The sequence below is a fragment of the Mannheimia massilioguelmaensis genome (assembly GCF_000940515.1).
Lineage (GTDB): Bacteria > Pseudomonadota > Gammaproteobacteria > Enterobacterales > Pasteurellaceae > Basfia > Basfia bettyae.
In genome coordinates, this window is record NZ_CDQL01000005.1 from 1 (window position 1) to 24908 (window position 24908).

Consider the following 24908-nt stretch of genomic DNA (forward strand, 5'->3'; position numbering starts at 1 on the left):
CAAATCGAAAGAGCGTACTACTATGAAAAAGTCTGAGTAAAAAAACGCGATTAACTGAGAAAAGGCAGTTAATTGTTGAGTTGTTTAACGAAGCGTACAACAAAAGGAAAGCTTTGCAAAAAGAATACTTGAGGTTGTATGGTTAAGTGACGAAGCGCACAAGGTGGATGCCTTGGCAATCAGAGGCGAAGAAGGACGTGCAAATCTGCGAAAAGCTTGGATGAGTTGATAAGAAGCGAATAATCCAAGATATCCGAATGGGGAAACCCAGTAGATGAAGAATCTACTATTTATTACTGAATCCATAGGTAATAAAGGCAAACCGGGAGAACTGAAACATCTAAGTACCCCGAGGAAAAGAAATCAACCGAGATTCTGTGAGTAGCGGCGAGCGAAAGCGGAGGAGCCAGTTAGTAATAGTTATTATGTTAGGAGAATGTGCTGGGAAGCAGAATCGTAGAGGGTGATAATCCCGTATCCGAAGGCAGAATAATGGTACTAAGCTAACGAGAAGTAGGGCGGGACACGAGAAATCCTGTTTGAAGAAGGGGGGACCATCCTCCAAGGCTAAATACTCCTGATTGACCGATAGTGAACCAGTACTGTGAAGGAAAGGCGAAAAGAACCCCGGTGAGGGGAGTGAAATAGAACCTGAAACCTTGTGCGTACAAGCAGTGGGAGCGGAATAATTCTGTGACTGCGTACCTTTTGTATAATGGGTCAGCGACTTATATTATGTAGCGAGGTTAACTGAATAAGGGAGCCGAAGGGAAACCGAGTCTTAACTGGGCGAAGAGTTGCATGATATAGACCCGAAACCCGGTGATCTAGCCATGGGCAGGTTGAAGGTTGGGTAACACTAACTGGAGGACCGAACCGACTAATGTTGAAAAATTAGCGGATGACCTGTGGCTGGGGGTGAAAGGCCAATCAAACCGGGAGATAGCTGGTTCTCCCCGAAATCTATTTAGGTAGAGCCTTGAGCGGACACCTTCGGGGGTAGAGCACTGTTTCGGCTAGGGGTCCATCCCGGATTACCAACCCGATGCAAACTACGAATACCGAAGAGTGATACTCAGGAGACACACGGCGGGTGCTAACGTTCGTCGTGGAGAGGGAAACAACCCAGACCGCCAGCTAAGGTCCCAAAGTTTATGTTAAGTGGGAAACGAAGTGGGAAGGCTTAGACAGCTAGGATGTTGGCTTAGAAGCAGCCATCATTTAAAGAAAGCGTAATAGCTCACTAGTCGAGTCGGCCTGCGCGGAAGATGTAACGGGGCTCAAACATAGCACCGAAGCTGCGGCATCAGTCGTAAGACTGTTGGGTAGGGGAGCGTTGTGTAAGCGGAAGAAGGTGAGTTGAGAGGCTTGCTGGACGTATCACAAGTGCGAATGCTGACATAAGTAACGATAAAACGAGTGAAAAACTCGTTCGCCGGAAGACCAAGGGTTCCTGTCCAACGTTAATCGGGGCAGGGTGAGTCGGCCCCTAAGGCGAGGCTGAAGAGCGTAGTCGATGGGAAACGGGTTAATATTCCCGTACTTGGTGTAATTGCGATGTGGGGACGGAGAAGGTTAGGTTATCAGGGTGTTGGAAATCCCTGTTTAAGTTAGTAGGTGGGTGAATTAGGCAAATCCGGTTCACTATAAACACTGAGAGATGATGACGAGGCACCACGGTGCTGAAGTAACTGATACCACGCTTCCAGGAAAAGCCACTAAGCTGTAGGTTACACTAAACCGTACTATAAACCGACACAGGTGGTCAGGTAGAGAATACTCAGGCGCTTGAGAGAACTCGGGTGAAGGAACTAGGCAAAATAGCACCGTAACTTCGGGAGAAGGTGCGCCGGCGTAGATTGTAATCCCTCGCGGATGAAGGTTGAACCGGTCGAAGATACCAGCTGGCTGCAACTGTTTATTAAAAACACAGCACTCTGCAAACACGAAAGTGGACGTATAGGGTGTGATGCCTGCCCGGTGCTGGAAGGTTAATTGATGGAGTTATCGCAAGAGAAGCTCCTGATCGAAGCCCCAGTAAACGGCGGCCGTAACTATAACGGTCCTAAGGTAGCGAAATTCCTTGTCGGGTAAGTTCCGACCTGCACGAATGGCATAATGATGGCCAGGCTGTCTCCACCCGAGACTCAGTGAAATTGAAATCGCCGTGAAGATGCGGTGTACCCGCGGCTAGACGGAAAGACCCCGTGAACCTTTACTATAGCTTGACACTGAACATTGAATTTTGATGTGTAGGATAGGTGGGAGACTTAGAAGCGGTCACGCCAGTGATTGTGGAGTCGACCTTGAAATACCACCCTTTAACGTTTGATGTTCTAACGAAGTATTCGGAACGAGTACTCGGACAGTGTCTGGTGGGTAGTTTGACTGGGGCGGTCTCCTCCCAAAGAGTAACGGAGGAGCACGAAGGTTTGCTAATCACGGTCGGACATCGTGAGGTTAGTGCAATGGTATAAGCAAGCTTAACTGCGAGACAGACAAGTCGAGCAGGTGCGAAAGCAGGTCATAGTGATCCGGTGGTTCTGAATGGAAGGGCCATCGCTCAACGGATAAAAGGTACTCCGGGGATAACAGGCTGATACCGCCCAAGAGTTCATATCGACGGCGGTGTTTGGCACCTCGATGTCGGCTCATCACATCCTGGGGCTGAAGTAGGTCCCAAGGGTATGGCTGTTCGCCATTTAAAGTGGTACGCGAGCTGGGTTTAAAACGTCGTGAGACAGTTTGGTCCCTATCTGCCGTGGGCGTTGGAGAATTGAAAGGGGCTGCTCCTAGTACGAGAGGACCGGAGTGGACGCATCACTGGTGTTCCAGTTGTCTCGCCAGAGGCATTGCTGGGTAGCTAAATGCGGGAGAGATAAGTGCTGAAAGCATCTAAGCACGAAACTTGCCTTAAGATGAGTTCTCCCTAGTATAAACTAGTAAGGGTTGTTGAAGACGACGACGTAGATAGGTCTGATGTGTAAGTGGTGTGAGCCATTGAGCTAACAGATACTAATTGCCCGAGAGGCTTAGCCATACAACGCTCAAGTGTTTTTTTTATGAAGTGGAAGGCTTGTTTTTTATTTAGATGAAGGATGATTAGTGTAGACGAAGTGTAGACTAATAAGGAATAGAGATAAGAATAGAAGGATAATCTTGGCGGCGAAAGTGCGGTGGTCCCACCTGACCCCATGCCGAACTCAGAAGTGAAACGCCGAAACGCCGATGGTAGTGTGGGGGATCCCCATGTGAGAGTAGGTCACCGCCAGGTCATAATTAGGCAAATAGCCGAAGGAAACCGTTAATCGAGGGATTAACGGTTTTTTTGTTTATAGTTAGACAAAAAGTTGAGCTATAAAAACCATACGCTTTGCGTATGGAATCAAAGAGCTTAAGCGTTGGGTAGAAATAAAAAGTCCTCCTATAATGAATAAGGCTGACAACCAAAATTCAACATATAGGAGGACAGTCATGGTAAGTAAATCCAATGACGATGCAAGTCTATCGCATATGAGATCAAACTGTAAGTATCATATTGTGTTTATTCCCAAATATCTTAGGAAAGTGATTTATGGCAAATTGCGAGTAGATAAGGCGATATCAAGCTTTATGGGATATTTAAAGGGAAAATCTTCGCTTATGATATTTGAAAAGCATGCGAATTTGAAATATAAGGATGCAAACCGGAATTTTTGGACAAAAGGCTATTACGTGAGTACAGTGGGTTTGGTAGACGAATATATCAGGAAAAAGAATATGTGGTCTATTTTAAGGGAGATGTGAAGTCCTAGCTCTTTATAGGGTAGCCTAAAAACCGCCGATTTCACGGAGGATTGCTATTAAAAAGATGAAATAGGGAAAATTTTATTAGCTAATATATTTTATTTATGGAAATTTTTATATATTTAGTGACTTGTAAGTGATACTTTCTTAAGTGATCTTTTTAATTTTTCTTCAAGTTAATTAAGTTTTTGCGATCTAACTCGCAAAAATATATTAACTAATTTAATTTTATTATAATAAATGTATATATTTATCATATGAATTAATTAATAACAAAGGATAGTTAGTTTTATAGGAGAAAGGAATCATGACACTGACAAATCAAGATACTTATGAAATTAGAAAACGTCTTGGTGAGTTTTTAGGTGGTGAGGTAACTGCTAGGCACCTCTTTATGGGATATGGATTATTCTATCAAGATTTAATGTTTGGCATTTATAGTAAAGGACAATTTTATTTAAAAGGTGAGCATAAGTTAGCTGAGGTGTTTGAGAATATGGGGGCTGTTTCATGGACAACCACCGCAAAATCTTCAGATCTCGCTATTGCAAATTATTATGAATTGCCAATATCTGTGACTAAGGATGAGAATGTTTATAAGCGTTTAGTCATTGCTTCAGTTAAACAAATTCAGCAAAAAAAGTTAGATGCTGAATTGGCACGCAAAGAGCGAATTAAGGAATTACCTAATTTATCAATTAAGCATGAACGTTTATTAGCTAAAATAGATATTTATGATGTTAAAACTTTTAAAGAGGTTGGCCCATTTAAATGTTTTATCCAACTCAAACAAAAAGGTATTCCAATTAATATTGAATTGTTTTGGCTATTATTAGCTGCTCTGCAAAATAAGCATGTTAGCTTGTTAACTCATGCAGAAAGAAAACAAGCATTACTCATTCTCAATAAAATGCTAGTAGAGGCAGGCTATAAAGAAATCAAAAGTGAATATTTGCTCTAATTAAGATTAATTATCAAGAAGTTAGTAAACTTGAAGGGCTAATATCAGTGTTTTAGAGAATTGATCTGCATCCTAAAAGTTGGACTAAACAACCAACAAATTAAGGTGCAGATTTTTTATAACTAAATACAACTAATCCTTGAAACAACAGGTGATAGAATTTTATCTTCCACGTGGGAAAAATCAGTCATTCACTCGTCAGTATATTCAACTTTCAGAAACCTCACTAAAACGCCGGATTAGCCTATATAATCATAATGGTTTGGATGCCTTATTTGTGCTTGGTAGAAAACAAACCTATTCGCCCTAATTCAAATTATCCGTGATATAAGCAATCAAAAATGGACAATGTATTGCAAGCCGTGCCTGCTTTTATTTTGGTATCGCCAATTCATGTATTATCCGCCAATGCTTGCAAGCTTTTGAGAAACAAGCTATAACCAGTTTATTTCTTAAACTCAAAGGTCGTCATGTCAATGAAACCGAAATAATTGAAAAGGTCACCGGTCCCAAAAAACAGAAGAAGAACATTTTCGTTATCGTATTTTAGAACTGGAATGCGGAGAATGCCCTCTTAAAAAAATTGCAGGCGCTTAACCAAGCAAAAATGCAAAAAAAACAATCTCGTAAAATCGCTACTAACTTAATTCTCGCTTAAACTGTTGTTGCAACTAACAACCTTAAAAGGCAGCTCATTCTTTTATCATCAGGCAGAGAAAGTAGATAAAATGCAGATATTTTACAGAAAGTAGTAGCAATTTATCCCAAAAATCAGGGAAATTATGGTTATCGTTGCATCACCCTCATGTTGAGGAAAAGTGAGATAATTAACCAAAAAAAAGTAAAAAGGATAATGCAACAGCTGGATTTAAAAGGAAAATGCAAACGGAGACGATATCGTTCGTATCAAGGTGAGGTTGGTAAAATTGTAGACAATAGGCTGCAACGGGATTTCCACTCCACGGTGACAAATCAGAAATAGGTTCCTGATGTGTGCATATTTAATTGAAATTAAAAGCACTGAGCCTTTTTGATTTATAATGGATTCATCGCATTAATAATTCTGATTTCTTCAAAATCCCCAATATCTTCCAATCTAATTCTTCTTTCTTTGATTTTTTTCTCTGATAATAGTTTTGTTCTTTGAGTACCAATTAATAGTGGTGTGTCAGGTGTGAACCATTGCTCATCTTTTTTAAAAATAAGATTTCCTATAGAACAATCAGTTACAAAACCGTTTTTAATAATTATAATTTCATCACAATTATTTTTTTGTTTTAGTAAATTATCGAATATATGTCGATCGGTATATTTTAATGGGTAGTCAATGTTATCACCTATGATAGGTTGGAAATGATGATAATGCTTTCTCATATAAGGAAAACATTGAATTTGATAACTATCATAATTGTAATTTATACGACAACGAATCAGATTGTGTTGACTTTGTAAGGCTAAAAGTGCGGTCGATTTTTGTAAAATTTTTCCAAGATCAAAAATGTGATAAGCTCGATTTGCATAGTATAAAGACAAGGAATGTTCATATCTCATTTGATGTAATTGGATATTTTGAATCTTTCCTTGTTCAATAGCGATGGTTTCAAATAACGGATATTGCATTATATTTCACTTATTGGTAAATAAACTTTTTCAAGTAATTCTTGGTATTCATCTTCAGCATTACTTTGGCTAGTTATACCCCCACCGCTATGAAAGTAAAGCTTATTTTTTTGTTGCTCAATAAATCGAATTGCCACCGCACTTCGTAATGTATTTCCATTAAAGATACCAAAAATGCCTGTATAATAGCCACGATTTTGTTTTTCAGCTTGTTTAATAATTTCAACGGTTTTTTGTTTAGGTGCCCCACTAATAGAACCTGCGGGAAGTAATTTACTGAGAATGGTTCCTATATTTTCTTGCCAATTTATCGGAAGATCTCCAACAATTTCAGAACTTGTCTGCAAGATACTGCTTCTATTCGTTTGAATTTTATCAATGTAACGAAATTTTTTAACCTGAATATTTTGTGCAACGATAGCGAGATCATTACGCATTAAATCTACGATAGTATAATGTTCTTTCTGTTCTTTAGGATTATTTAATAATTTTTCTTTTGCATTCTTAATACAAGCATTAATCGTTCCTTTCATGGGATAAGTGAAAATTTGATTATTTTCAATTTTAATAAAGGGTTCAGGCGAAAAACATAAAAACTGATCTTTTAGCCATAGTTTATAAGGTGCTTGCGTGAGATAAAATAGTTGTTCCAGATTCCCGTTAATTTTAATTTCTGTTGGATAGGTCAGATTGAGTAAATAAGAGTTTCCTTTTTGTAGTTGTTGTTTTACCAGCTTGAAACCTTGTTGATATTCATTAAAACTGATAGGGAAGCTTTGCAATGTCATTTTATCTGTAAATACTTTACTGTCAGTATGAAAATTTTTTAGCCCTTGGAAATCAAAAAATATGCCATTTTCAACCGCACTTTCTATGGGGCAGAGGATAGGTTTTTGTTGTTCAAAATCAATTAGAAAGAAAAAGGGGATATGTTGTTTCCCAAATTGATTTGCTTGTTGAATAAATTGATTAAAATTCATTTTTTTAAGTGTAAGTCATAAAATATTAAAGTAACGCAACAATTGTTATTTTATACTTAGCTAAAGTATTGTTGATTTGAGATTTTTATGGAAAAACGTTTATTAATTATAAATAATCATGACTCTTTTACCTATAATTTAGTGGATTTGTTACGAAGATTATGTATTCCAATGGAAATAGTCAATGTTGAATTACTAAATTTAGATGAGGTTGATGCTTTTAGTCATATATTAATCTCTCCAGGCCCTGATGTGCCAGAGGCTTACCCTCAATTATTTGCTTGTTTAGCACGTTACCATCAATGTAAATCTATATTAGGTGTATGTTTAGGCCATCAAACCTTATGTCAGTTTTTTGGTGCACATTTATATAATTTAGCCGAAGTGAGACACGGGGTCTCTGGTAATTTAAAAGTGCGGTGTAATTCTGGTATTTTTTCTGGTTTACCTAAGCAATTTAAAGTAGGGTTATATCATTCTTGGGCAGTGGATAAATATGAGTTTCCTGAGCAATTAAAAATTACTGCAGAATGCCATGATGGCGTGATTATGGCATTTCAACATAAAACTTTACCAATTTATGGGGTACAATTTCATCCTGAATCTTATATTTCAGAATATGGTGAGCAATTACTTACAAATTGGTTTAATGGATAAAAGAGGAAAGATAGCACATAATGAGTTTTGCCAAAATTGATGTCATTATTCCTTGTTACAATGTTGTAGAAACTTTAGAAAGAGCAGTGATGTCTGTATTAAATCAGCCAGGTTTAGGTAAGTTGTGGTTGATTGATGATGTATCCACAGACCAAACTTATATGTTGGCTACACAATTAGCTGCTCAATATTCTGAATTCATTCAAGTAGAAAGAATGCCTAAAAATTCAGGTGTTGCTAAAGCGCGTAATTGGGGAGCATTACAAAGTGAAGCAGATTATATTGCTTTTTTGGATGCAGACGATGCTTATGAAAATAATGCATTAGAAGTGGCAGATGCAATTTTTCATTTTCGTCCTGAAGTGGCTGTTGTACGATTAGCTTTGAAACCTGTAGGTATTGCTGAGCGTTATAGTCAACATGAAAATTTTGATTTTGCCTGGCAGCATATGCGTATGACTTGTGGTGGAAATATTGTATTTAATCGTGCATTTTTTTTAGCCTGCGGCGGTTTCCCTCAACATCAATTATTTAAAGAGCTTGGAGGGGAAGATGGGGCATTAGGTATTGCAACCACAAAAATGAGTTTGGTTGCGACAGCTTTTGATGAGGTTGGTGTATTGCATTATTGTCGTGAAGGTATGCATGCGGAACGATTACTAGATGCTATTTTGTTTAATAAAGTTCCTCAAGAAGTTACAGCTGAGAAAATAGTACAAGCAAATTCGGTGACAGATCATATCTGTCAGCAAATAAATCAGTTAAAATTAGTATTATCTACAGAGAATGTTGGTATCCAATCTCTGGTTATTGAACGTAATTAGAAGGAAAAATTGTGAAAATTATTATCCTTGGTGCAGGACAAGTTGGCTTAACGCTTGCAGAAAACCTCGTTAGTGAAGATAACGATATCACGTTGGTTGATAGTGAATTAGAACTGTTAGAGGATATTCAACAAAAGCATGACTTACGAGTGGTAAATGGCCCTGCATCATCACCACGTGTGTTACGTGAGGCGGGGGCAACTGATGTTGATTTATTAGTGGCAGTAACGAGTTCTGATGAAGTTAATATGGTGGCTTGCCAAATGGCGTATACGTTATTTCATACTCCAACGAAAATTGCACGTATTCGAAATTCAGAATATTTACGAGAAAAAGATAAATTATTTCATCATAATATGATTCCTATTGATCATATTATTTCACCTGAGATACTTGTCACTGATGAAATTATTCGTTTGATTGATTATCCTGGAGCGTTACAAATTTCCTATTTTGCAGATAAACGCATTAGTTTAGTCGTATTGAAAGCCTATTATGGGGGACCATTGGTAGGTTATTCTATTTCTACTTTAAAAGAACATTTGCCACATATTGGCTGTAGAATTGTCTCTATACTTCGCCAAGATACACAAATTCGTCCACAAGGATCAACCATTATTGAAGCAGGTGATGAAGTCACATTTATTACCGAAACAGTTAATACAAAAGCCTTTATGAGTGAAATACAGAGATTAGATAAACCTTATAAACGGATTATGATTGTTGGTGGTGGTAATATTGGTGCTGGGGTGGCGAAATATCTAGAAGAAACCTGTAGTGTTAAATTAATAGAGAGAAATGCAGAAAAAGCCAAAGCTTTAACTGAAAAATTATCCCATACCCTGGTTTTTCAGGGAGATGCTTCTGATCAATCTTTATTATTTGAAGAACATATTGAGAATATTGATGTATTTATTTCTCTCACTAGTGATGATGAGGCAAATATTATGTCAGCACTATTAGCAAAACGTCTTGGCGCAAAAAAAGCAATGGTGCTTATTCAGCGTATGGCCTATATTAATTTAATTCAAGGTGGGACAATTGATATTGCCGTTTCTCCTCAACAAGCGACTATCTCCGCGTTGTTAAGTCATGTTCGCAAAGGTGATGTCAAAAATGTAGTCTCCTTACGACATGGTCAAGCAGAAGCATTAGAGCTTGTCATACATGGAGATACAACTACATCTAATGTTGTTGGGCGTAAACTTGGCGAGTTAAAATTACCTCAGGGGGTAATGGTTGGTGCTTTGTTACGTGATAATGAAGTTATTATTGCAAGTAAAAACCTTATTTTACAAGAAGAAGATCATGTTGTTATTTATATTAGTGATAAGAAATATGTGTCTGATGTTGAAAAAATGTTCCAACCTAGTGCATTTTTCATCTAAAAATGCTATACAAATAACATAGAATTACTATAATACGCTGTCTTTTATACATAATCTAACTTAGGAGAATCTTATGAGCTTTATGAAAGAATTCCGTGAATTTGCAATGCGCGGAAATGTTGTTGATATGGCTGTCGGTGTGATCATCGGTGGTGCATTTGGTAAAATTGTTAGTTCATTAGTTGCTGACATTGTTATGCCAGTACTAGGTGTATTAACTGGTGGTGTAGATTTTAAAGATTTAAAAATTGTATTAGCGGAAGCTGTAGGAGAAACCCCAGCAGTAACATTAAATTACGGTTTATTCATTCAAAATATTTTTGATTTTATTATTATTGCATTTGCGATCTTTATGATGGTGAAAGCGATTAATAAGGTGAAAAAACCAGCTGAAGTAGTGAAAGGGCCTACATCTGAAGAGCTACTTACTGAAATTCGTGATTTATTGAAAAAATAATCACATCTATTGAATAAAAAATCTTCTCAATAATTGTGAGGATTTTTTGTTTATTTCTTCACTCATTTGCTAAGCTTAATAAGGATATCAAGATGACTGATTTGCAAGCACTACAAGCTGAAACCAGAGAAATTATTACTGATTTATTAAATGATGGGAGTGATCCTGAGGCGCTTTATATTATTGAACATCATGTAGCGCATTATGACTTTGATAAATTGGAAAAAATTGCTGTTGATGCCTTTAAAGCGGGATATGAAGTATCAGAAGCTGAAGAGTTTGAAGACGATAATGGTAAAGTTATTTATTGTTTTGATATTATTAGTGAAGTTGCATTAAAACCTGAAATTATCGATTTACAGCAAAAAGAAATTCTACCTATTTTAGAGAAACAAGGTGGGCTTTATGATGGTTGGGGAACCTATTTTGAAGATCCTAATGCTGAAGAGGATGAATATGGTGATGATGGAGAATTCTTCAATGAGGAAGATGACTTCTACGAGGAAGACGATCATAAAATCCATTAATTTATTTTACCGCACTGAAAAGTGCGGTTCTTTTTTAAGGAGTTTTATATGAAATCTAAATTACTAATATGGTCATGTTTATTTGTGTCTGTTGCTTGTTTTGCAGAAACCAATAATCAAATTGATAATAATTTAAAAGATGTCATCAGCTTTTCTGCTGAAGTAGAAAAAGAAGTCACAAGAGATGTATTGCAAGTTTCTTTCTATTTACATGAAGAGGGTAAGAGTTTAAAAGATCTGAATATACAGGTGGCTGAAAAATTAAATAAAGCATTAGCCTTAATTAAGAAAAAAAATAATATTGAGATTCGAAGTAATAATCGCCAAACACAAGTACATTATAACGATAAAAGTCAGAAAAATGGTTGGGTTGAAACTGCAGAATTAGTCGTTCAAAGTAAAGATTTTGATCAGTTGTCACAATTAATAGATGAGGTATCTGATTTTCTAGCAATTAATCATATTAATGCAATTTTATCCAAGGAAGCATTAGCTGATTTAGAAGATGAAATGGTAAAACTTGCATTAACTAAATTCCAGCATAAAGCAGAATTAATCCAACAATCTTTGCAAGCAAAAAGTTATCATATTGTAGAGATGAACGTTGCTAATGTGGATGATCGTTATCATGCACCCTATGGGGCGAATATGATGAGCATGAGAATGGCTACAGCCGCGCCTGAGTCGGAGCCTGTTCAATTAGAAAGTGGAAAAACTTTAATTAAAGCCGTTGTGGAAGGTAAGATTCAATTAATTAAAGAATAATTTTAGGTATTTGTATATAAACAGGCTGTCTTTTCAATGACAGGCTATGATAAATCCTATACAATACGTGGAAAATTTTTAACCATAAATATGAGGTCAAAATGAAAGTTGCTAAGAATATTGTTGTAGGCATTGCTTATCAAGTTCGTACAGAAGATGGAGTATTAGTTGATGAAGCACCCGCAAATCAACCATTAGAATATTTACAAGGTCACAACAATTTAGTTATTGGCTTAGAAAACGCATTAGAAGGTAAATCAGTTGGTGATAAATTTGAAGTGCGTGTGAAACCTGAAGAAGGTTATGGCGAATATAATGAAAATATGGTTCAACGTGTACCAAAAAATGTATTTGTTGGCGTTGATGATTTAGAAGTGGGTATGCGTTTTATTGCTGATACAGATATGGGTCCATTGCCTGTAGTGATTACTGAAGTCTCTGATGATGAAGTCGTTGTTGATGGCAACCATATGTTAGCTGGTCAAGAATTATTATTTACCGTAGAAGTGGTTTCTGCTCGTGAAGCAACACCAGAAGAGATCGCTCATGGTCACATTCATTCAGGTGATCATCACCATCATCATGAAGGTGGTTGTGGATGCGGTGGACATGATCATGTCCACGATCACGGACATGGTGGTTGTGGATGTGGCGGACATAGCCATGATCACGACCATGACCATAATCATCATCACGGACATGGCGGTTGTGGATGTGGTGGACACGGTCACGAACACTAGGAAAGAGTCGCTATTTAGCGCGAAATCTTACTTAAATTGACATAAAAAGTACCGCACTTTGAATTATGTAAAGTGCGGTCTTTTTATCTGCAAAACTTTGCATAGTTTTAATTTTAATCTATCATGTTTGCAGTATGATTTTTATACAATGGTAGCAATCTATGATTGGGGTGGGTGGAAAGTACCACTCTAATAAAAATTTTATTTCGAGATAATTTTATGAGTTTTTCAGCACCAAATATTGGTTTTGTTAGTTTGGGATGTCCAAAAAATTTAGTGGATTCAGAACGCATTTTAACGGAGTTACGTACTGATGGATATAATATTATACCCACTTATGAAAATGCGGATTTAGTTATTGTTAATACTTGTGGGTTTATTGATAGTGCAGTACAAGAGTCATTAGAAGCTATCGGTGAAGCGCTTGAAGAAAATGGCAAAGTTATCGTTACAGGTTGTTTGGGTGCTAAGGAAAATCAAATTCGAGAAGTGCATCCAAAAGTATTGGAGATTACAGGCCCACATAGCTACGAAGCGGTAATGGAACATGTACATAAATATGTTCCTCGCCCAGAACGCAATCCTTATATTAGCTTAGTTCCAGCTCAAGGTATTAAGTTAACGCCAAAGCATTATGCGTATTTAAAGATCTCTGAAGGTTGTGATCATCATTGTACATTCTGTATCATTCCTTCATTACGTGGAGAACTGGATAGTCGCCCAATTACACAAGTATTAGATGAAGCAAAACGCTTAGCTGATTCAGGTGTAAAAGAAATTTTAGTCGTTTCTCAAGATACTTCAGCATATGCATTAGATCAGTCAAAAGAAGCACAAAATAAAACCGTATTCTGGAATGGTGCACCGATTAAAAATAATTTAATGGCATTATGCCAGCAATTAAGTACTTTAGGGGTTTGGGTTCGTTTACATTATGTGTATCCCTATCCTCACGTAGATGACTTAATTCCGCTGATGGTAGCAGGCAAAATTCTGCCTTATTTAGATATACCGCTTCAACATGCTAGCCCGAAAATTTTAAAGGCAATGAAACGTCCAGGTTCTGTTGAACGAGTACTTGAACGTATTAAAAAATGGCGTGAAATTTGTCCAGAGTTAACATTACGTTCTACATTTATTGTTGGATTTCCAGGGGAAACAGAAGAAGATTTCCAAATTCTTCTCGACTTTTTAAAAGAGGCACAATTAGATCGTGTGGGTTGTTTTAAATTTAGTCCTGTAGAAGGCGCTAAAGCAACAGATATGGCAGATCAAGTACCAGAGGATGTAAAAGAAGAGCGATTCCAGCGTTTTATGGAACTTCAACAACAAATTTCAGCAACTCGCTTGCAACAAAAAATTGGTAAAACATTATCAGTGATTATTGATGAAATTGATGATCAAGGGATGATAGGTCGTTCTATGGCAGATGCTCCAGAAATTGATGGTGTTGTTTATATAGATAACATAAGCCAAATCGGCGTTAAGGTGGGGGATATTATTTCAGTAACCATTACTCAAGCGGATGAATATGATCTATGGGCAACATGTTAGTTAGCTTATATAGCTGATTTATTGTGAACAAGCTATTAAATAAAAATATCCTCTTATATTAAGAGGATATTTTATTTATATAATATTTTGATTGAATAGTGATTCTACGTCAGGCATGACCCCTCGCCATAATTTAAAAGAATGTGCGGCTTGCCCAATGAGCATACCTAAACCATCACTCACATTCTTGACACCAAAGCGTTTTGCAAGTGCAATAAAAGGCGTATCCGCATCTTTTGCGTATTGCATATCATAAACTGCGGTGGCTTTTTGTAAAATTTCTGGATGAATATCTACGGTTTTACCTTGTAAGCCAAGAGAAGTGGCATTAATCACTAAATCAAATTTTTGCACAGGGATTTTAGCTAATTCAACGGCTTGGATTTGCCCATATTGACTAAATTTAGCCGCCAATTCTTGTGCTTTAGATAAACTGCGGTTAGCAATTAAGATTTTTTGTTGCGCTTGTAATAATGGCAGTAACACGCCTTTAGTTGCACCGCCCGCTCCCAAAATGAGAATATGTTGGTGCGGTTTTAAATAGCCTAAACGTTGTAAATCACTCACTAAGCCTGCACCATCAGTATTGTCTGCATAGAGTTTACCATTGTCTAATTTTTTTAAGGTATTACAGGCTCCTGCGGTCAAGGCTCGCTCACTATATTGATCAGCGAGTTGATAAGCTCGTTCTTTAAATGGGGCGGTAATGTTACAACCTTTTGCTCCTTTTGAGAAAAAATCTTTTATTTGTTGCTCAAAATTGTGTTCATCACCAAGTATAGCGGTATATTCCATAACTTGTTGAGTCTGTTGTGCAAAATATTGATGAATAGCGGGAGACTTACTTTGTGCAATTGGATTACCCCAAACAGCGTACTTATCCATATCTATTCCTTTTTTTAAAGCTTTCCATTGTTGAGATAACATACTGTAAATCTCAAAATCGGTAAATTCACCAGAAGATAATAGTAATCCTTGTCTTTCTATGCCTTCAAAGGTGAAATGTAAACGTTGAGGGATTTTTTTGCTAGCGATATTCTCTGTGGCACATTTAATTTGTACACGATTTATGTAGAGCTCGTTAAACGCATAATCTAATAAGGCTTGTAAGGATTGGGTAATAATCCCTTTGCCCTGAAAAGTGTTTGAAAGCCAATATCCAATATCTAATTTTAAATTTGAATAATCTATTTTTGTATAGCTAATCAGCCCTACCAATTGGCAATTATAGTGAATACCAAAAACCCATTCATTGCTATGCTCAAGTGATTGGATAAAGTTTTCAGTGTCTTCAAGTTGGTGTGTCTTATCAATCATAGGTAGCCAGCGACCAAGATATTCTCGCTGTCGGCTAATGATTGCAAAAAGAGGTTTTGCATCATCAAGTTGAACTTTTTTTAAATAGATTTGATCGTTGACGTGAAGTTCAGTAGCAATCATAAACTAGCCTTGTCTAAAGATTTGCTGGGTAAAAATATCTCTAATTTCTGATGGATTAATGGCATTCCCTACAGGCATATCTAATGCAGGGAAAAATTTTCCAAATTGCGACCGCACTTCTTGTGCAGTTTTACAAGGAGGATGTCCACTAAGGTTGGCACTGGTTGAAGTAATTGCAAAGCCTGTTTGCTCACAGATTTGAGCCACGGCAGGATGTGTGCATAAACGAACGGCAAGCGAGCTAAACTGCCCCGTAATAAATTTTGGTGTATCCTGATTAGCGGGCACCACCCAAGTGATTGGACGATCATAATGGGCGGTAATTAAATCCCAATGTTGATCATGGAGTTGTTGAGCATTGATGAAAGGTAAGAGTAATTCTAGCTTATGAGCTACTAAAATTAATCCTTTCTCTACAGGACGTTGTTTTAAAATTAATAATTTTTTGACCGCACTTTCACTACGAGGATCGCAACCTAAGCCAAAGACCGCTTCAGTGGGATAAGCAACCACTTGCTGTTGTTTTAATTGTTCGACAATTTGTGCTACTTTCATTCTATATTTCTTCTGTTCTTTTTTGTTCAAAACTATGTTTACATGTCTTATTGGCACAGATCAAAGTGCGGTGGGTTTCTGATTGTTTTTTTAGCGTACAAACAGCCTCGCCACACTGAGGGCAAGTAATAGGATAAGGCTTACTTGGTAAGGTAAATTTGCACTGTGGAAATTTATTGCATGCGTAAAATGTTTTACCTTGTCGTCCACGACGAGCGATCAATAAACCTTTATGACATTCAGGACAAGTAATATTTTCTTCATTCTGGGTTTCTGGCTGTTCATGCACAATAAAATTACAATCAGGATAATTGCTACAGCCAATGAACATGCCAAATGTCCCTTGCTTGACATATAAAGGATGTCCACATTCAGGACACTGCTCGTCCAGCGCTTTAATTACCCGAATTTCTGTTTGAGCATGCAAGGGTTTTATAAAATCGCATTGTGGATAGGCAGAGCAACCTAGAAATAAGCCTTTTTTCCCTTGCTTCATTTGTAAGGGAGAACCACATTGAGGACAAATTTCTTCACTTTTAGTATGTTGAAAAAGAGGTTCGCTCATAATTATCTTCTATTCCTAATAATACTCTGAGGGTAGCAATAATCAGCTTAGTTTACAATATAAAAATTGGAATTAAGCCCGCATTCTGTTGTTTTTTAGTTTATACTTAGCACTCATTTAACTAAGGATTTTTAGATGCAAGATTTACAACAATATCAAGAATTACTGCAAGACCCTTTCGTGATTGCCACTATTGTACTCGTTATTTTATGTTTGATTTTCTTGTTTGTGATGGCTCGCCGTAAACGTGATGTACAAGAATTACAACAAGATCTGAATAAAAATATCTTAGATTACAATCAATTAGTTGAAAAATTTGATGCTTTAACTGTGAGTAAAAATCAATTGGATCAAGCGATAATTCGTTCTCAAACCACAGCAGAAGGATTACAAGTTCGTTTGCAAGAGCGTGATCAACAGATTTCTAGTTTGCAAACGGAATTGAATGAAGAACAGAATCGTCATCAGATCACGGTGGATAAAATGACGATTTTACGTGATCAATTTAGTATTAAAAATACACAGTCATTAAATTATCAACAACAATTAGAACAACAACAAAGCATGGTTGTCCGTAAAGATCAGGATATTCTTAATTTAAATGAAAAATTGACCTTATTAACCCAAGAATTAACCGAACTTAAGACGACGCTTTCAGAGAAAGAAAAAAACTTTACAGAACAGCAGCAGGCTTTTGCACAAAGCAAACAACAGCTTTCTACGGAATTTCAAAATTTAGCCAATCGTATTTTAGATGAGAAGAGCCAAAGTTTTAGCCAATCTAATCAAACCGCATTAGATTCTCTACTTAAACCTTTCCGTGAGCAGATTGATGGTTTTCAAAAACGTGTTAATGAAATTCATTCTGAATCCTTAAAGGGAAATGCTAATTTAGAATCTGAAATTAAACGCGTACTGAATATTGGAAACCAAATGTCGCAAGAGGCGAATAACCTGACTTCAGCCTTAAAAGGCGAGAAAAAAACTTTAGGTAACTGGGGAGAAATGCAACTTGAGCGTGCATTACAGTTAGCTGGTTTAGTGAAAGGGGAGCATTATGAATCGCAAGCACATTTCAAAGATGAAACAGGTAAAAATAATTATCCTGACTTTGTAGTGAACTTACCTGATAACAAACATCTTGTTATTGATAGTAAAATGTCGCTGGTGGCCTATGAAAGTGCGGTCAATACGGAAGATGAAACGCAACGCGTACAGTTCTTACGTGAACATTTGCGGGCTATTCGCAATCATATAGATGATTTATCTCGCAAGGATTATAGTAATTTAATTGGTATGCGTAGCCCAGATTTTGTATTGATGTTTGTTGCAGTTGAACCTGCCTATATTGAGGCAATGAAAACAGATTTAAATCTATTTAATTATGGTTATGAAAAAAATGTGATTTTAGTATCTCACACCACCTTAATGCCGATTTTACGTACTGTTGCTAATTTGTGGCGAATTGAACGAGGCAATACTGAAGCTCGTGAAATTAGTGAGCGAGCAGGGGAAATCTATAACCAAATTTGTTTGGTCGCAGAACGTTTATCCAAACTTGGAACAACGTTGTCTACTGTAACAGGCCATTATAATAGTACAGTGACAGCTCTAGTTGGCAATCAAGGTTTAGTGGGGAAAGTGGAGCGTTTTAAAGATTTGTCCACTAAAGCGAATAAGACAATGCCAGAAGTAGAATTACTGCATTCTGATTTAGAAACAGACAAATTAATGATTGTCAAAGCGTTGCCAGATAATAGCTCTAATTAAACTTGTAGTTATATTGATAAAAATCCCGATTAAATATCGGGATTTTTATTGTTTGTTGGAAATGATTAAGGGTCTTAGATGGTCATAAATCCAGTTAAACAGATAACCGTAGATCACAATCATAATAGAAATTCCGAGATCCATAAAGAATGCCGTTATCAAGCTAATATTAAGACAGTAGGCAATAATTGGTAATGTAATAATTAATAGCCCACCTTCAAAGCTAATAGCATGGAATAGTCTTAATTTTGCGCTACGATGTTCTTTGGGACCTGTAAAAAATTGATCAAATACCCAATTAAAAATAAAATTCCAAACCATGGCAATAAGGGATATTAATATCATCGTAATTGATTCATGGGTTCCTGCCGTACCTGTCATGATCCAAATAAAGGCGATAGAGAGTAAAATAGCACCAATTTCAAATAAGGCAGAATGGAAGATGCGTTCTAAAAGGCTCATATAGTTCTCAATAAAATAATTATTTCCTATTATATCAAATTGAAAATTCACAAAAAAATACCGCACTTTGATTACTCAAAAAGTGCGGTGGTTTTTGGTAAAAATTTTTTAGTTCATCATTGCGGTGACATATTTCAGCATCACGCCAGCGGCAATAGCTGAACCAATTACCCCCGCGACATTTGGACCCATAGCATGCATTAATAAAAAGTTTTGGTTATCTGCTTCTAAACCAATTTTATTAGACACCCGAGCAGCCATTGGAACGGCTGAAACCCCAGCTGAGCCAATAAGAGGATTAATTTTATTTTTACTAAATTTGTTCATAAATTTTGCCATTAATACTCCACTACCTGTACCAATGCAGAAGGCTGCCACACCAAGTAGAAGGATGCCAAGGGTTTGCGGCTGTAGGAATTTATCAGCAATAAGTTTTGACCCCACTGATAAGCCCAAAATAATGGTGACAATGTTAATTAAAGCATTTTGGGTAGTATCACTTAAGCGTTCCACAACACCACTAACTCGCATTAAATTACCAAAACAGAACATACCAAGCAATGGGGCGGCATCTGGTAATAATAATGCGACTAACAGTAACAATACGATAGGAAAAATAATTTTTTCTCGGTTACTTACATTACGTAGTTGCACCATCCGAATTTTTCGCTCTTGCTCAGAGGTTAACGCTTTCATAATTGGTGGTTGGATTAATGGAACCAATGCCATATATGAATAAGCAGCTACCGCAATAGCACCTAATAATTCAGGCGCTAAACGACTTGTTAAATAAATAGCCGTTGGACCATCTGCACCGCCGATAATACCAATAGAAGCGGCTTGTGGAAGCGTGAAACTAATAATACCAAAATAGTTCAATGCTAATGCACCAAGTACTGTTGCAAAAATGCCGAATTGTGCTGCTGCACCTAATAATAAGGTTTTAGGATTCGCAATTAATGGACCAAAGTCCGTCATTGCACCTACCCCCATGAAGATAACAAGTGGTGCCACTCCATAGCCAATAGCAACGTTATAGAATAAGGCAAGAATACCTGCACTATATCCCATATCTACTGCTGCTGCTTCTAGCTGTGCGACTTCAGAAGCAGTACTTGCAGCGATTGCAGCTTTAATCTGAGTCGGATCTGCCATTACACCTAGTTTTGATGCGATAACTGCGATTTGATCTGCGCTACCTAAGTGCAATAAATTATCTAAAGCTGTCATCGCTAGACCTGCTTCAGGGATATTTGATAATAAACCACCAAAACCGATAGGTAAGAGGAGTAATGGTTCAAATTTACGAGCAATTGCTAACCAGAGTAGTAATAAGCTGATGAGAATCATCACCGCTTGTCCCCAATCCATATGCATAATGCCCGTACCTTTCAGTAAAGCAATAATACTTTCCATACCACCACCCTTAAGCTAAAGTCATTAATGTGTCACCCACTGCAACAGTATCACCTGCTTTAATAGTAATACCTTGAACTGTACCCGCTTTAGCAGCACGGATTTCAGTTTCCATTTTCATTGCTTCAAGAATTAATAGCACGTCACCTTCTGCGACTTTTTTCCCTTCAGTGGCAACCACTTTCCAAATATTACCTGCCATTGGTGCCGTTACTGGTGTACCAGATGCTATAGGTGCTTGTGATGGTGCTGCTTGAGGGGCTGTTGCTACAGGTGTTGCTGTCGGTGCAATATTCGTGATATCGCCACCTTCGCTGACTTTAACGACAAATGCTTTTCCTTCAAGTTCTACGGTATAAACAGCTGAGCCTGTTTGAGCTTTTGGTGTTGTCACAAGGGCTGCTTTAGGTGTAGCAGAAGCAGCGGTAGGAGCAGGTTCAAATGCTTCTGGATTGCCTCTATTTTCTAAGAATTTAAGGCCAATTTGTGGGAATAATGCAACAATTAAAATATCATCAATTTCATTATCTGCTAATTTAATGCCTTTTTCTTTCGCTTGTTGTTTCACTTCTGCGACTAATTTGTCCATTTCTGGCGCAATATGATCGGCTGGGCGATCAGTAACAGGTTGACCACCTTCTAATACTCGAGCTTGTAGTTCTGCATTTACTGGTGCAGGTGTACGACCGTATTCACCTTTTAAAATACCTGCCGTTTCTTTGGCAATGGTTTTATAACGTTCACCCATTAATACGTTAATTACAGATTGCGTACCAACAATTTGTGATGTTGGTGTTACTAATGGAATGTAACCTAAATCTTGGCGTACACGTGGAATTTCCTTTAATACTTCATCTAATTTATCTGAAGCATTTTGTTGTTTTAATTGGCTTTCCAGGTTAGTTAACATACCTCCAGGTACTTGTGCTACTAAGATGCGGCTGTCTGTACCACGTAATTGCCCTTCAAATTTTGCATATTTTTTACGAACATCTCGGAAGTATGCTGAGATTTTTTCTAGGCTAGGAATATCTAAACCAGAATCGTATTCAGTGCCTTGTAATGTTGCGACTAAAGCTTCTGTAGCTGGGTGACCATAAGTACCAGACATTGAAGAGATCGAAGTATCAATACCATCTATTCCAGCTTCAATGGCTTTCAATAATGACATTTCAGCCATACCTGTAGTTGAATGGCAGTGTAAGTGAAGTTCTACATCGTAACGTTGTTTAATTGCACTGACTAATTCATAGGCTGCCATTGGGGTTAAAATCCCTGACATATCTTTTATGACGAGGCTATCAATACCAATTTCTAATAATTGTTCAGTAACATTTAGCCAAGTATCTAATGTATGAACCGGGCTAGTGGTATAACTTAATGTACCTTGTGCATGACCACCTTGTTTTTTTACTGCTTTTAAGGCTTGTTGCATATTTCGAGGGTCATTGAGTGCATCAAATACACGAAATACAGACATACCGTTAGCAACACAACGTTCAACAAATTTATCTACCACATCATCTGCATAGTGGCGGTAACCTAATAAATTTTGACCACGAAGTAACATTTGTAATGGGGTTTTAGGTAATGCTTTTTTTAATTCACGCAAACGAACCCATGGATCTTCACCTAGAAAGCGGATACAAGCATCAAATGTTGCACCTCCCCAGGCTTCTAATGACCAATAACCAATGTTATCTAGTTCAGTTGCAATGGGTAGCATATCATCTAGGCGTAAACGAGTTGCAAAAAGGGATTGATGTGCATCACGAAGAACAACATCAGTAAATTGAATTTTTTTAGTCATAATAAAATCCTTTTAGTTGAATTATTAATTTAGGCCCTGTTGACGGCGATGATGTGCAATTGCTGCAACAATAATAGGTAGTAGCTTATCTACCTCATTGGTGGCAGTGAGCGTTGCTGAAATAGGCTTATTAGGCGGTATGATAGGCGTTGTTTCTGGGAATAATTTTGTGATGATTTTTGAAATGCCAGTAATGGCAAAAATGAGAATAAGTAAAAAGATGATTACAAATCCCATACCTGAGAACATCAGGTTAATACCTTCTTGAAAAAGTTCTGATTCTGTCATGGTTACCTCATTTTTTATTTTAATTTTATATATCTTACTAATTTTTAAGTTAAAAAAAGTTGAAACAGATCACATTCTATACGACGCTTTTATAAAATCCGCAGATAATTTCCATTTTCTTGTTGAATTAATTCTTGTAATTCAAGTTCTAGCAGTTGAACTAATAATTCATTGATAGTTAAATTTGTTTTTTCAGCTAAATGATCAATGCTAATAGGAACGCTAGAAATGTGTTTGTATAATTCAGGATAAGTGGGAAGCGGTTTCTCTTTTATTGTTAATTTGGGGCGTCGAGATAATGAATTGGCCGCTGAAAAGTGCGGTAAGTTTTCTAAAATATCTGAAACTTGTTCAACTAACATTGCACCTTGCTGGATCAATTTATGGCAACCTTGGCTAGATTGATTTTGAATATGACCAGGGATAGCAAACACTTCCCGATTTTGTTCCACAGCATAATTGGCAGTTATTAATGAACCGCTGCGTTCACTAGCTTCAACAATTAAGGTGCCTAGGGATAAGCCACTAATAATCCGATTACGGCGAGGAAAATTTTCTGCTAAAGGTGGATGAGTGGGAAAAAATTCAGAAATTAATGCGCCTTGGTTTTCAATAATTTGTTGGGCTAATTTTTTATGTCGACTTGGATAAATATGTGATAAGCCAGAGCCAATTACCGCAATAGTTTGACCTTGTTGTTCTACTACTGCTCGGTGGCAAAATCCATCAATCCCCAGGGCTAGCCCACTGGTAATGATAAGTCCTGCTAAGGAGAGCTCAGAGGCAAAATATTTTGCCCAGTATTCACCATAATCAGAACAATGACGGCTACCCACCATGGCAATTTGAGGCTGATGTAAAGTATCAATATTTCCTTTAATAAATAATATTGGTGGAGCACTATCAATTTGTTTTAATAGTTCGGGATAGCTGGCTTGTTGAAGATGAATAATCTGTTGATCTGCCTGTTCTGCCCAACGGTAAGCGGGTTCAAGGTATTTCATATTAGGATGAAACCATGCTTGAATTTGTTTTTCATCCCAGCCCATATGATGTAATTGTTCAGCATCATAATCTTGTAAGGTCTGTAAATTAATATGATGAAGCATTTGTTGAATATAGCGACTACCGAGTTTAGGTACCTGCATCAGACGGAGTAATATTTCCGTGGTTTTATCCATAAAATTTACCGTAGGTTATCAAGCGATCAGATTAAAAATTATAAAGTGCGGTAAATTTTGGGAAAATTTTTAGGCTATTTTTTTACTCTTTTTGCGATCTTAGTCGCATAATTGCAATTATTTTTACAAATTTTTATGTATTAATTACTCTAAAGTTTCCCAAAATGCTCTGATTAAAGGTTGCTGAAGATATTTTTTCTGTACACACACACCAAGTTCAAAAGGCGCAACAGGATTATCTAATTGAAAGATTGATACTTGTGAACCCATCGGGCTATTTTTTATCACAGCATCAGGCAACATCGCCAAGCCACAGCCTAGCGCAACCATTGGCACAATTCCTTCATGGCCTGCAACCGTAGCATAGATTTTAGGATGTTTAATTTTTTTATGTACGTTTAGCCAATATTCAATTCGCTGACGAGCATGGCCTTGCTCAGGGAAAATAAAAGGCATTTGTTGCCAATCAATAGGATTTTGTTGCAGTAAATATGTGGCAGGACAAGCAATACGAGGGGCAATTAATGACAATTCTAAGTCATCAATTTTATGAAAAGCAATAGAACTTGGTAAATTATCTGGTTTCCCAGCAATGGCTAAATCCACTGTTTGTGATTGTACTAAACCTAGTGCCGAGGCGGGATCACCTGTCATTAATTTAATTTCTACGAAGGGATAATGTGTTCGGAATTTTTCAATGATTTTCGGTAAATGACTATAAGATGCCGTGACTGAGCAGAATAATCGAAGTTCTCCTGATAATTGGGTTTTATCTATCTGTAATTGTTGTTTGAATTGTTGCCATTGATACCAGTTTTGTTTCGCAAAAATTTGGAATTTCTCACCGCAGTCTGTCAGCGCTACACGGCGATTATCTCGTAAAAATAAAGGCTCTCCCAATTCCTCTTCCATGCGTTGGATTTGACGAGAGAGTGTTGAAGTGGACATATGGTTTTGTACCGCAGTTTTACTAAAGTTTTTTGATTCAGATAAATGCAGAAACAATTTGAGATCATTAAAATCCATAAAGACTCCTTAATTTATGTTGCAATAATTGCAATATTAAGTTCCGATAATATCAATTTACGCAATATAAAAAAAGCGTATAATCGTTTACATAATATATAAAAACAGTATGCAAACTAAACATAATACAACTTAC

Annotated in this window: 23 protein-coding genes, 2 rRNA genes and 1 pseudogene; 14 read left to right on the forward strand and 12 right to left on the reverse strand. The window is 37.1% G+C overall.

Going from position 1 to position 24908, the window contains the following annotated elements; genetic code table 11:
- Nucleotides 1–140 precede the first annotated feature (140 nt).
- From BN1226_RS03110 to BN1226_RS10960, 5 genes are all read left to right on the forward strand, one after another.
- Nucleotides 141–3040: ribosomal RNA gene (locus tag BN1226_RS03110) — 23S ribosomal RNA — on the forward strand.
- 118 nt (nt 3041–3158) lie between these two features.
- Nucleotides 3159–3274, forward strand: a 5S ribosomal RNA gene (gene rrf / locus BN1226_RS03115).
- A 200-nt stretch (nt 3275–3474) separates the two neighbouring features.
- A complete protein-coding gene (locus BN1226_RS03120; RefSeq protein ID WP_044469957.1) occupies nt 3475–3786 on the forward strand; it encodes an IS200/IS605 family transposase in 312 nt (103 codons plus the stop codon).
- Between the two features lie 307 nt (nt 3787–4093).
- Nucleotides 4094–4747: a TfoX/Sxy family DNA transformation protein gene (locus BN1226_RS03125; RefSeq protein WP_044469958.1), complete on the forward strand. Its 654-nt coding sequence runs from the start codon at nt 4094–4096 to the stop codon at nt 4745–4747.
- 736 nt (nt 4748–5483) lie between these two features.
- Nucleotides 5484–5729 carry an IS3 family transposase gene (locus BN1226_RS10960; protein ID WP_082041900.1) on the forward strand — a complete coding sequence of 82 codons (246 nt, stop codon included), beginning with the start codon at nt 5484–5486 and terminating at the stop codon, nt 5727–5729.
- Nucleotides 5730–5782: 53 nt separating this feature from the next.
- On the opposite strand, the gene BN1226_RS03135 is transcribed toward BN1226_RS10960, so the two are convergent.
- Both BN1226_RS03135 and BN1226_RS03140 read right to left on the reverse strand, forming a co-directional pair.
- A complete protein-coding gene (locus BN1226_RS03135; protein ID WP_082041901.1) occupies nt 5783–6367 on the reverse strand; it encodes an aminotransferase class IV family protein in 585 nt (194 codons plus the stop codon).
- On the reverse strand, nt 6367–7347 hold the full coding sequence (locus BN1226_RS03140) for an aminodeoxychorismate synthase component I (protein ID WP_044469960.1): 981 nt from the start codon (nt 7345–7347) through the stop codon (nt 6367–6369). Before BN1226_RS03140 ends, BN1226_RS03135 begins: the two co-directional genes overlap by 1 nt.
- 87 nt (nt 7348–7434) lie before the next feature.
- Here BN1226_RS03140 and BN1226_RS03145 point away from each other — a divergent pair, with 87 nt between their 5' ends.
- The 8 genes from BN1226_RS03145 to rimO all read left to right on the forward strand — a co-directional run bounded on the left by BN1226_RS03145 (nt 7435) and on the right by rimO (nt 14259).
- The gene (locus BN1226_RS03145; protein ID WP_005761141.1) at nt 7435–8004 is read left to right on the forward strand and encodes an anthranilate synthase component II; all 570 of its coding nucleotides are present in this window, start codon (nt 7435–7437) and stop codon (nt 8002–8004) included.
- 20 nt (nt 8005–8024) lie between these two features.
- Entirely contained in the window at nt 8025–8828 is an 804-nt protein-coding gene (locus BN1226_RS03150; RefSeq protein WP_044469961.1) for a glycosyltransferase family 2 protein, read from the forward strand.
- A gap of 11 nt (nt 8829–8839) precedes the next feature.
- Nucleotides 8840–10216 (forward strand): Trk system potassium transporter TrkA, encoded by a 1377-nt coding sequence (trkA, locus tag BN1226_RS03155; protein WP_005761121.1) that lies wholly within the window; start codon nt 8840–8842, stop codon nt 10214–10216.
- 73 nt (nt 10217–10289) lie between these two features.
- On the forward strand, nt 10290–10673 hold the full coding sequence (gene mscL / locus BN1226_RS03160; protein ID WP_005761154.1) for a large-conductance mechanosensitive channel protein MscL: 384 nt from the start codon (nt 10290–10292) through the stop codon (nt 10671–10673).
- 92 nt (nt 10674–10765) lie between these two features.
- Nucleotides 10766–11200 carry a ribonuclease E inhibitor RraB gene (gene rraB / locus BN1226_RS03165; RefSeq protein ID WP_005761113.1) on the forward strand — a complete coding sequence of 145 codons (435 nt, stop codon included), beginning with the start codon at nt 10766–10768 and terminating at the stop codon, nt 11198–11200.
- A gap of 48 nt (nt 11201–11248) precedes the next feature.
- Nucleotides 11249–11965, forward strand: coding sequence for an SIMPL domain-containing protein (locus BN1226_RS03170; RefSeq protein ID WP_044469962.1), 717 nt, complete (start codon nt 11249–11251; stop codon nt 11963–11965).
- 101 nt (nt 11966–12066) lie between these two features.
- On the forward strand, nt 12067–12705 hold the full coding sequence (gene slyD, locus BN1226_RS03175) for a peptidylprolyl isomerase (RefSeq protein WP_044469963.1): 639 nt from the start codon (nt 12067–12069) through the stop codon (nt 12703–12705).
- 219 nt (nt 12706–12924) lie between these two features.
- Nucleotides 12925–14259, forward strand: a complete 1335-nt coding sequence (rimO, locus tag BN1226_RS03180) for a 30S ribosomal protein S12 methylthiotransferase RimO (protein WP_044469964.1) — start codon at nt 12925–12927, stop codon at nt 14257–14259.
- Nucleotides 14260–14334: 75 nt separating this feature from the next.
- On the opposite strand, the gene aroE is transcribed toward rimO, so the two are convergent.
- The 4 genes and pseudogenes from aroE to BN1226_RS03195 all read right to left on the reverse strand — a co-directional run bounded on the left by aroE (nt 14335) and on the right by BN1226_RS03195 (nt 16819).
- Nucleotides 14335–15144 (reverse strand): shikimate dehydrogenase, encoded by an 810-nt coding sequence (gene aroE, locus BN1226_RS10875; RefSeq protein ID WP_044470220.1) that lies wholly within the window; start codon nt 15142–15144, stop codon nt 14335–14337.
- A 102-nt stretch (nt 15145–15246) separates the two neighbouring features.
- Nucleotides 15247–15699 (reverse strand): annotated as a pseudogene (locus BN1226_RS10880) (GNAT family N-acetyltransferase); the annotation flags it as partial.
- Nucleotides 15700–15702: 3 nt separating this feature from the next.
- Nucleotides 15703–16254, reverse strand: a complete 552-nt coding sequence (gene tsaC / locus BN1226_RS03190; protein WP_044469965.1) for an L-threonylcarbamoyladenylate synthase type 1 TsaC — start codon at nt 16252–16254, stop codon at nt 15703–15705.
- A 1-nt stretch (nt 16255) separates the two neighbouring features.
- A complete protein-coding gene (locus BN1226_RS03195) occupies nt 16256–16819 on the reverse strand; it encodes a DNA topoisomerase family protein (RefSeq protein ID WP_044469966.1) in 564 nt (187 codons plus the stop codon).
- Between the two features lie 135 nt (nt 16820–16954).
- Here BN1226_RS03195 and BN1226_RS03200 point away from each other — a divergent pair, with 135 nt between their 5' ends.
- Nucleotides 16955–18589 carry a DNA recombination protein RmuC gene (locus BN1226_RS03200; RefSeq protein ID WP_044469967.1) on the forward strand — a complete coding sequence of 545 codons (1635 nt, stop codon included), beginning with the start codon at nt 16955–16957 and terminating at the stop codon, nt 18587–18589.
- 45 nt (nt 18590–18634) lie between these two features.
- Here the strand turns inward: BN1226_RS03200 and BN1226_RS03205 are convergent, their stop codons facing one another.
- From BN1226_RS03205 to ilvY, 6 genes are all read right to left on the reverse strand, one after another.
- The gene (locus BN1226_RS03205; protein WP_044469968.1) at nt 18635–19051 is read right to left on the reverse strand and encodes a PACE efflux transporter; all 417 of its coding nucleotides are present in this window, start codon (nt 19049–19051) and stop codon (nt 18635–18637) included.
- 108 nt (nt 19052–19159) lie between these two features.
- On the reverse strand, nt 19160–20467 hold the full coding sequence (locus BN1226_RS03210) for a sodium ion-translocating decarboxylase subunit beta (RefSeq protein WP_044469969.1): 1308 nt from the start codon (nt 20465–20467) through the stop codon (nt 19160–19162).
- 10 nt (nt 20468–20477) lie between these two features.
- On the reverse strand, nt 20478–22277 hold the full coding sequence (gene oadA / locus BN1226_RS03215; RefSeq protein WP_044469970.1) for a sodium-extruding oxaloacetate decarboxylase subunit alpha: 1800 nt from the start codon (nt 22275–22277) through the stop codon (nt 20478–20480).
- Between the two features lie 24 nt (nt 22278–22301).
- Nucleotides 22302–22565 carry an oxaloacetate decarboxylase subunit gamma gene (locus BN1226_RS03220; RefSeq protein ID WP_044469971.1) on the reverse strand — a complete coding sequence of 88 codons (264 nt, stop codon included), beginning with the start codon at nt 22563–22565 and terminating at the stop codon, nt 22302–22304.
- A gap of 89 nt (nt 22566–22654) precedes the next feature.
- Nucleotides 22655–23746 (reverse strand): DNA-processing protein DprA, encoded by a 1092-nt coding sequence (gene dprA, locus BN1226_RS03225; protein WP_044469972.1) that lies wholly within the window; start codon nt 23744–23746, stop codon nt 22655–22657.
- A gap of 144 nt (nt 23747–23890) precedes the next feature.
- Nucleotides 23891–24772: an HTH-type transcriptional activator IlvY gene (gene ilvY, locus BN1226_RS03230; RefSeq protein WP_044469973.1), complete on the reverse strand. Its 882-nt coding sequence runs from the start codon at nt 24770–24772 to the stop codon at nt 23891–23893.
- Nucleotides 24773–24908: the final 136 nt, after the last annotated feature.

What these genes read in the sequence shown, in the direction of transcription:
- BN1226_RS03120 (WP_044469957.1), top strand. Translation starts at nt 3,475, where the DNA reads ATGGTAAGTAAATCCAATGACGATGCAAGTCTATCGCATATGAGATCA.
- BN1226_RS03125 (WP_044469958.1), top strand. Translation starts at nt 4,094, where the DNA reads ATGACACTGACAAATCAAGATACTTATGAAATTAGAAAACGTCTTGGT.
- BN1226_RS03135 (WP_082041901.1), bottom strand. Translation starts at nt 6,367, where the DNA reads ATGCAATATCCGTTATTTGAAACCATCGCTATTGAACAAGGAAAGATT.
- BN1226_RS03140 (WP_044469960.1), bottom strand. Translation starts at nt 7,347, where the DNA reads ATGAATTTTAATCAATTTATTCAACAAGCAAATCAATTTGGGAAACAA.
- BN1226_RS03145 (WP_005761141.1), top strand. Translation starts at nt 7,435, where the DNA reads ATGGAAAAACGTTTATTAATTATAAATAATCATGACTCTTTTACCTAT.
- BN1226_RS03150 (WP_044469961.1), top strand. Translation starts at nt 8,025, where the DNA reads ATGAGTTTTGCCAAAATTGATGTCATTATTCCTTGTTACAATGTTGTA.
- mscL (WP_005761154.1), top strand. Translation starts at nt 10,290, where the DNA reads ATGAGCTTTATGAAAGAATTCCGTGAATTTGCAATGCGCGGAAATGTT.
- rraB (WP_005761113.1), top strand. Translation starts at nt 10,766, where the DNA reads ATGACTGATTTGCAAGCACTACAAGCTGAAACCAGAGAAATTATTACT.
- BN1226_RS03170 (WP_044469962.1), top strand. Translation starts at nt 11,249, where the DNA reads ATGAAATCTAAATTACTAATATGGTCATGTTTATTTGTGTCTGTTGCT.
- slyD (WP_044469963.1), top strand. Translation starts at nt 12,067, where the DNA reads ATGAAAGTTGCTAAGAATATTGTTGTAGGCATTGCTTATCAAGTTCGT.
- rimO (WP_044469964.1), top strand. Translation starts at nt 12,925, where the DNA reads ATGAGTTTTTCAGCACCAAATATTGGTTTTGTTAGTTTGGGATGTCCA.
- aroE (WP_044470220.1), bottom strand. Translation starts at nt 15,144, where the DNA reads ATGGATAAGTACGCTGTTTGGGGTAATCCAATTGCACAAAGTAAGTCT.
- tsaC (WP_044469965.1), bottom strand. Translation starts at nt 16,254, where the DNA reads ATGAAAGTAGCACAAATTGTCGAACAATTAAAACAACAGCAAGTGGTT.
- BN1226_RS03195 (WP_044469966.1), bottom strand. Translation starts at nt 16,819, where the DNA reads ATGAGCGAACCTCTTTTTCAACATACTAAAAGTGAAGAAATTTGTCCT.
- BN1226_RS03200 (WP_044469967.1), top strand. Translation starts at nt 16,955, where the DNA reads ATGCAAGATTTACAACAATATCAAGAATTACTGCAAGACCCTTTCGTG.
- BN1226_RS03205 (WP_044469968.1), bottom strand. Translation starts at nt 19,051, where the DNA reads ATGAGCCTTTTAGAACGCATCTTCCATTCTGCCTTATTTGAAATTGGT.
- BN1226_RS03210 (WP_044469969.1), bottom strand. Translation starts at nt 20,467, where the DNA reads ATGGAAAGTATTATTGCTTTACTGAAAGGTACGGGCATTATGCATATG.
- oadA (WP_044469970.1), bottom strand. Translation starts at nt 22,277, where the DNA reads ATGACTAAAAAAATTCAATTTACTGATGTTGTTCTTCGTGATGCACAT.
- BN1226_RS03220 (WP_044469971.1), bottom strand. Translation starts at nt 22,565, where the DNA reads ATGACAGAATCAGAACTTTTTCAAGAAGGTATTAACCTGATGTTCTCA.
- dprA (WP_044469972.1), bottom strand. Translation starts at nt 23,746, where the DNA reads ATGGATAAAACCACGGAAATATTACTCCGTCTGATGCAGGTACCTAAA.
- ilvY (WP_044469973.1), bottom strand. Translation starts at nt 24,772, where the DNA reads ATGGATTTTAATGATCTCAAATTGTTTCTGCATTTATCTGAATCAAAA.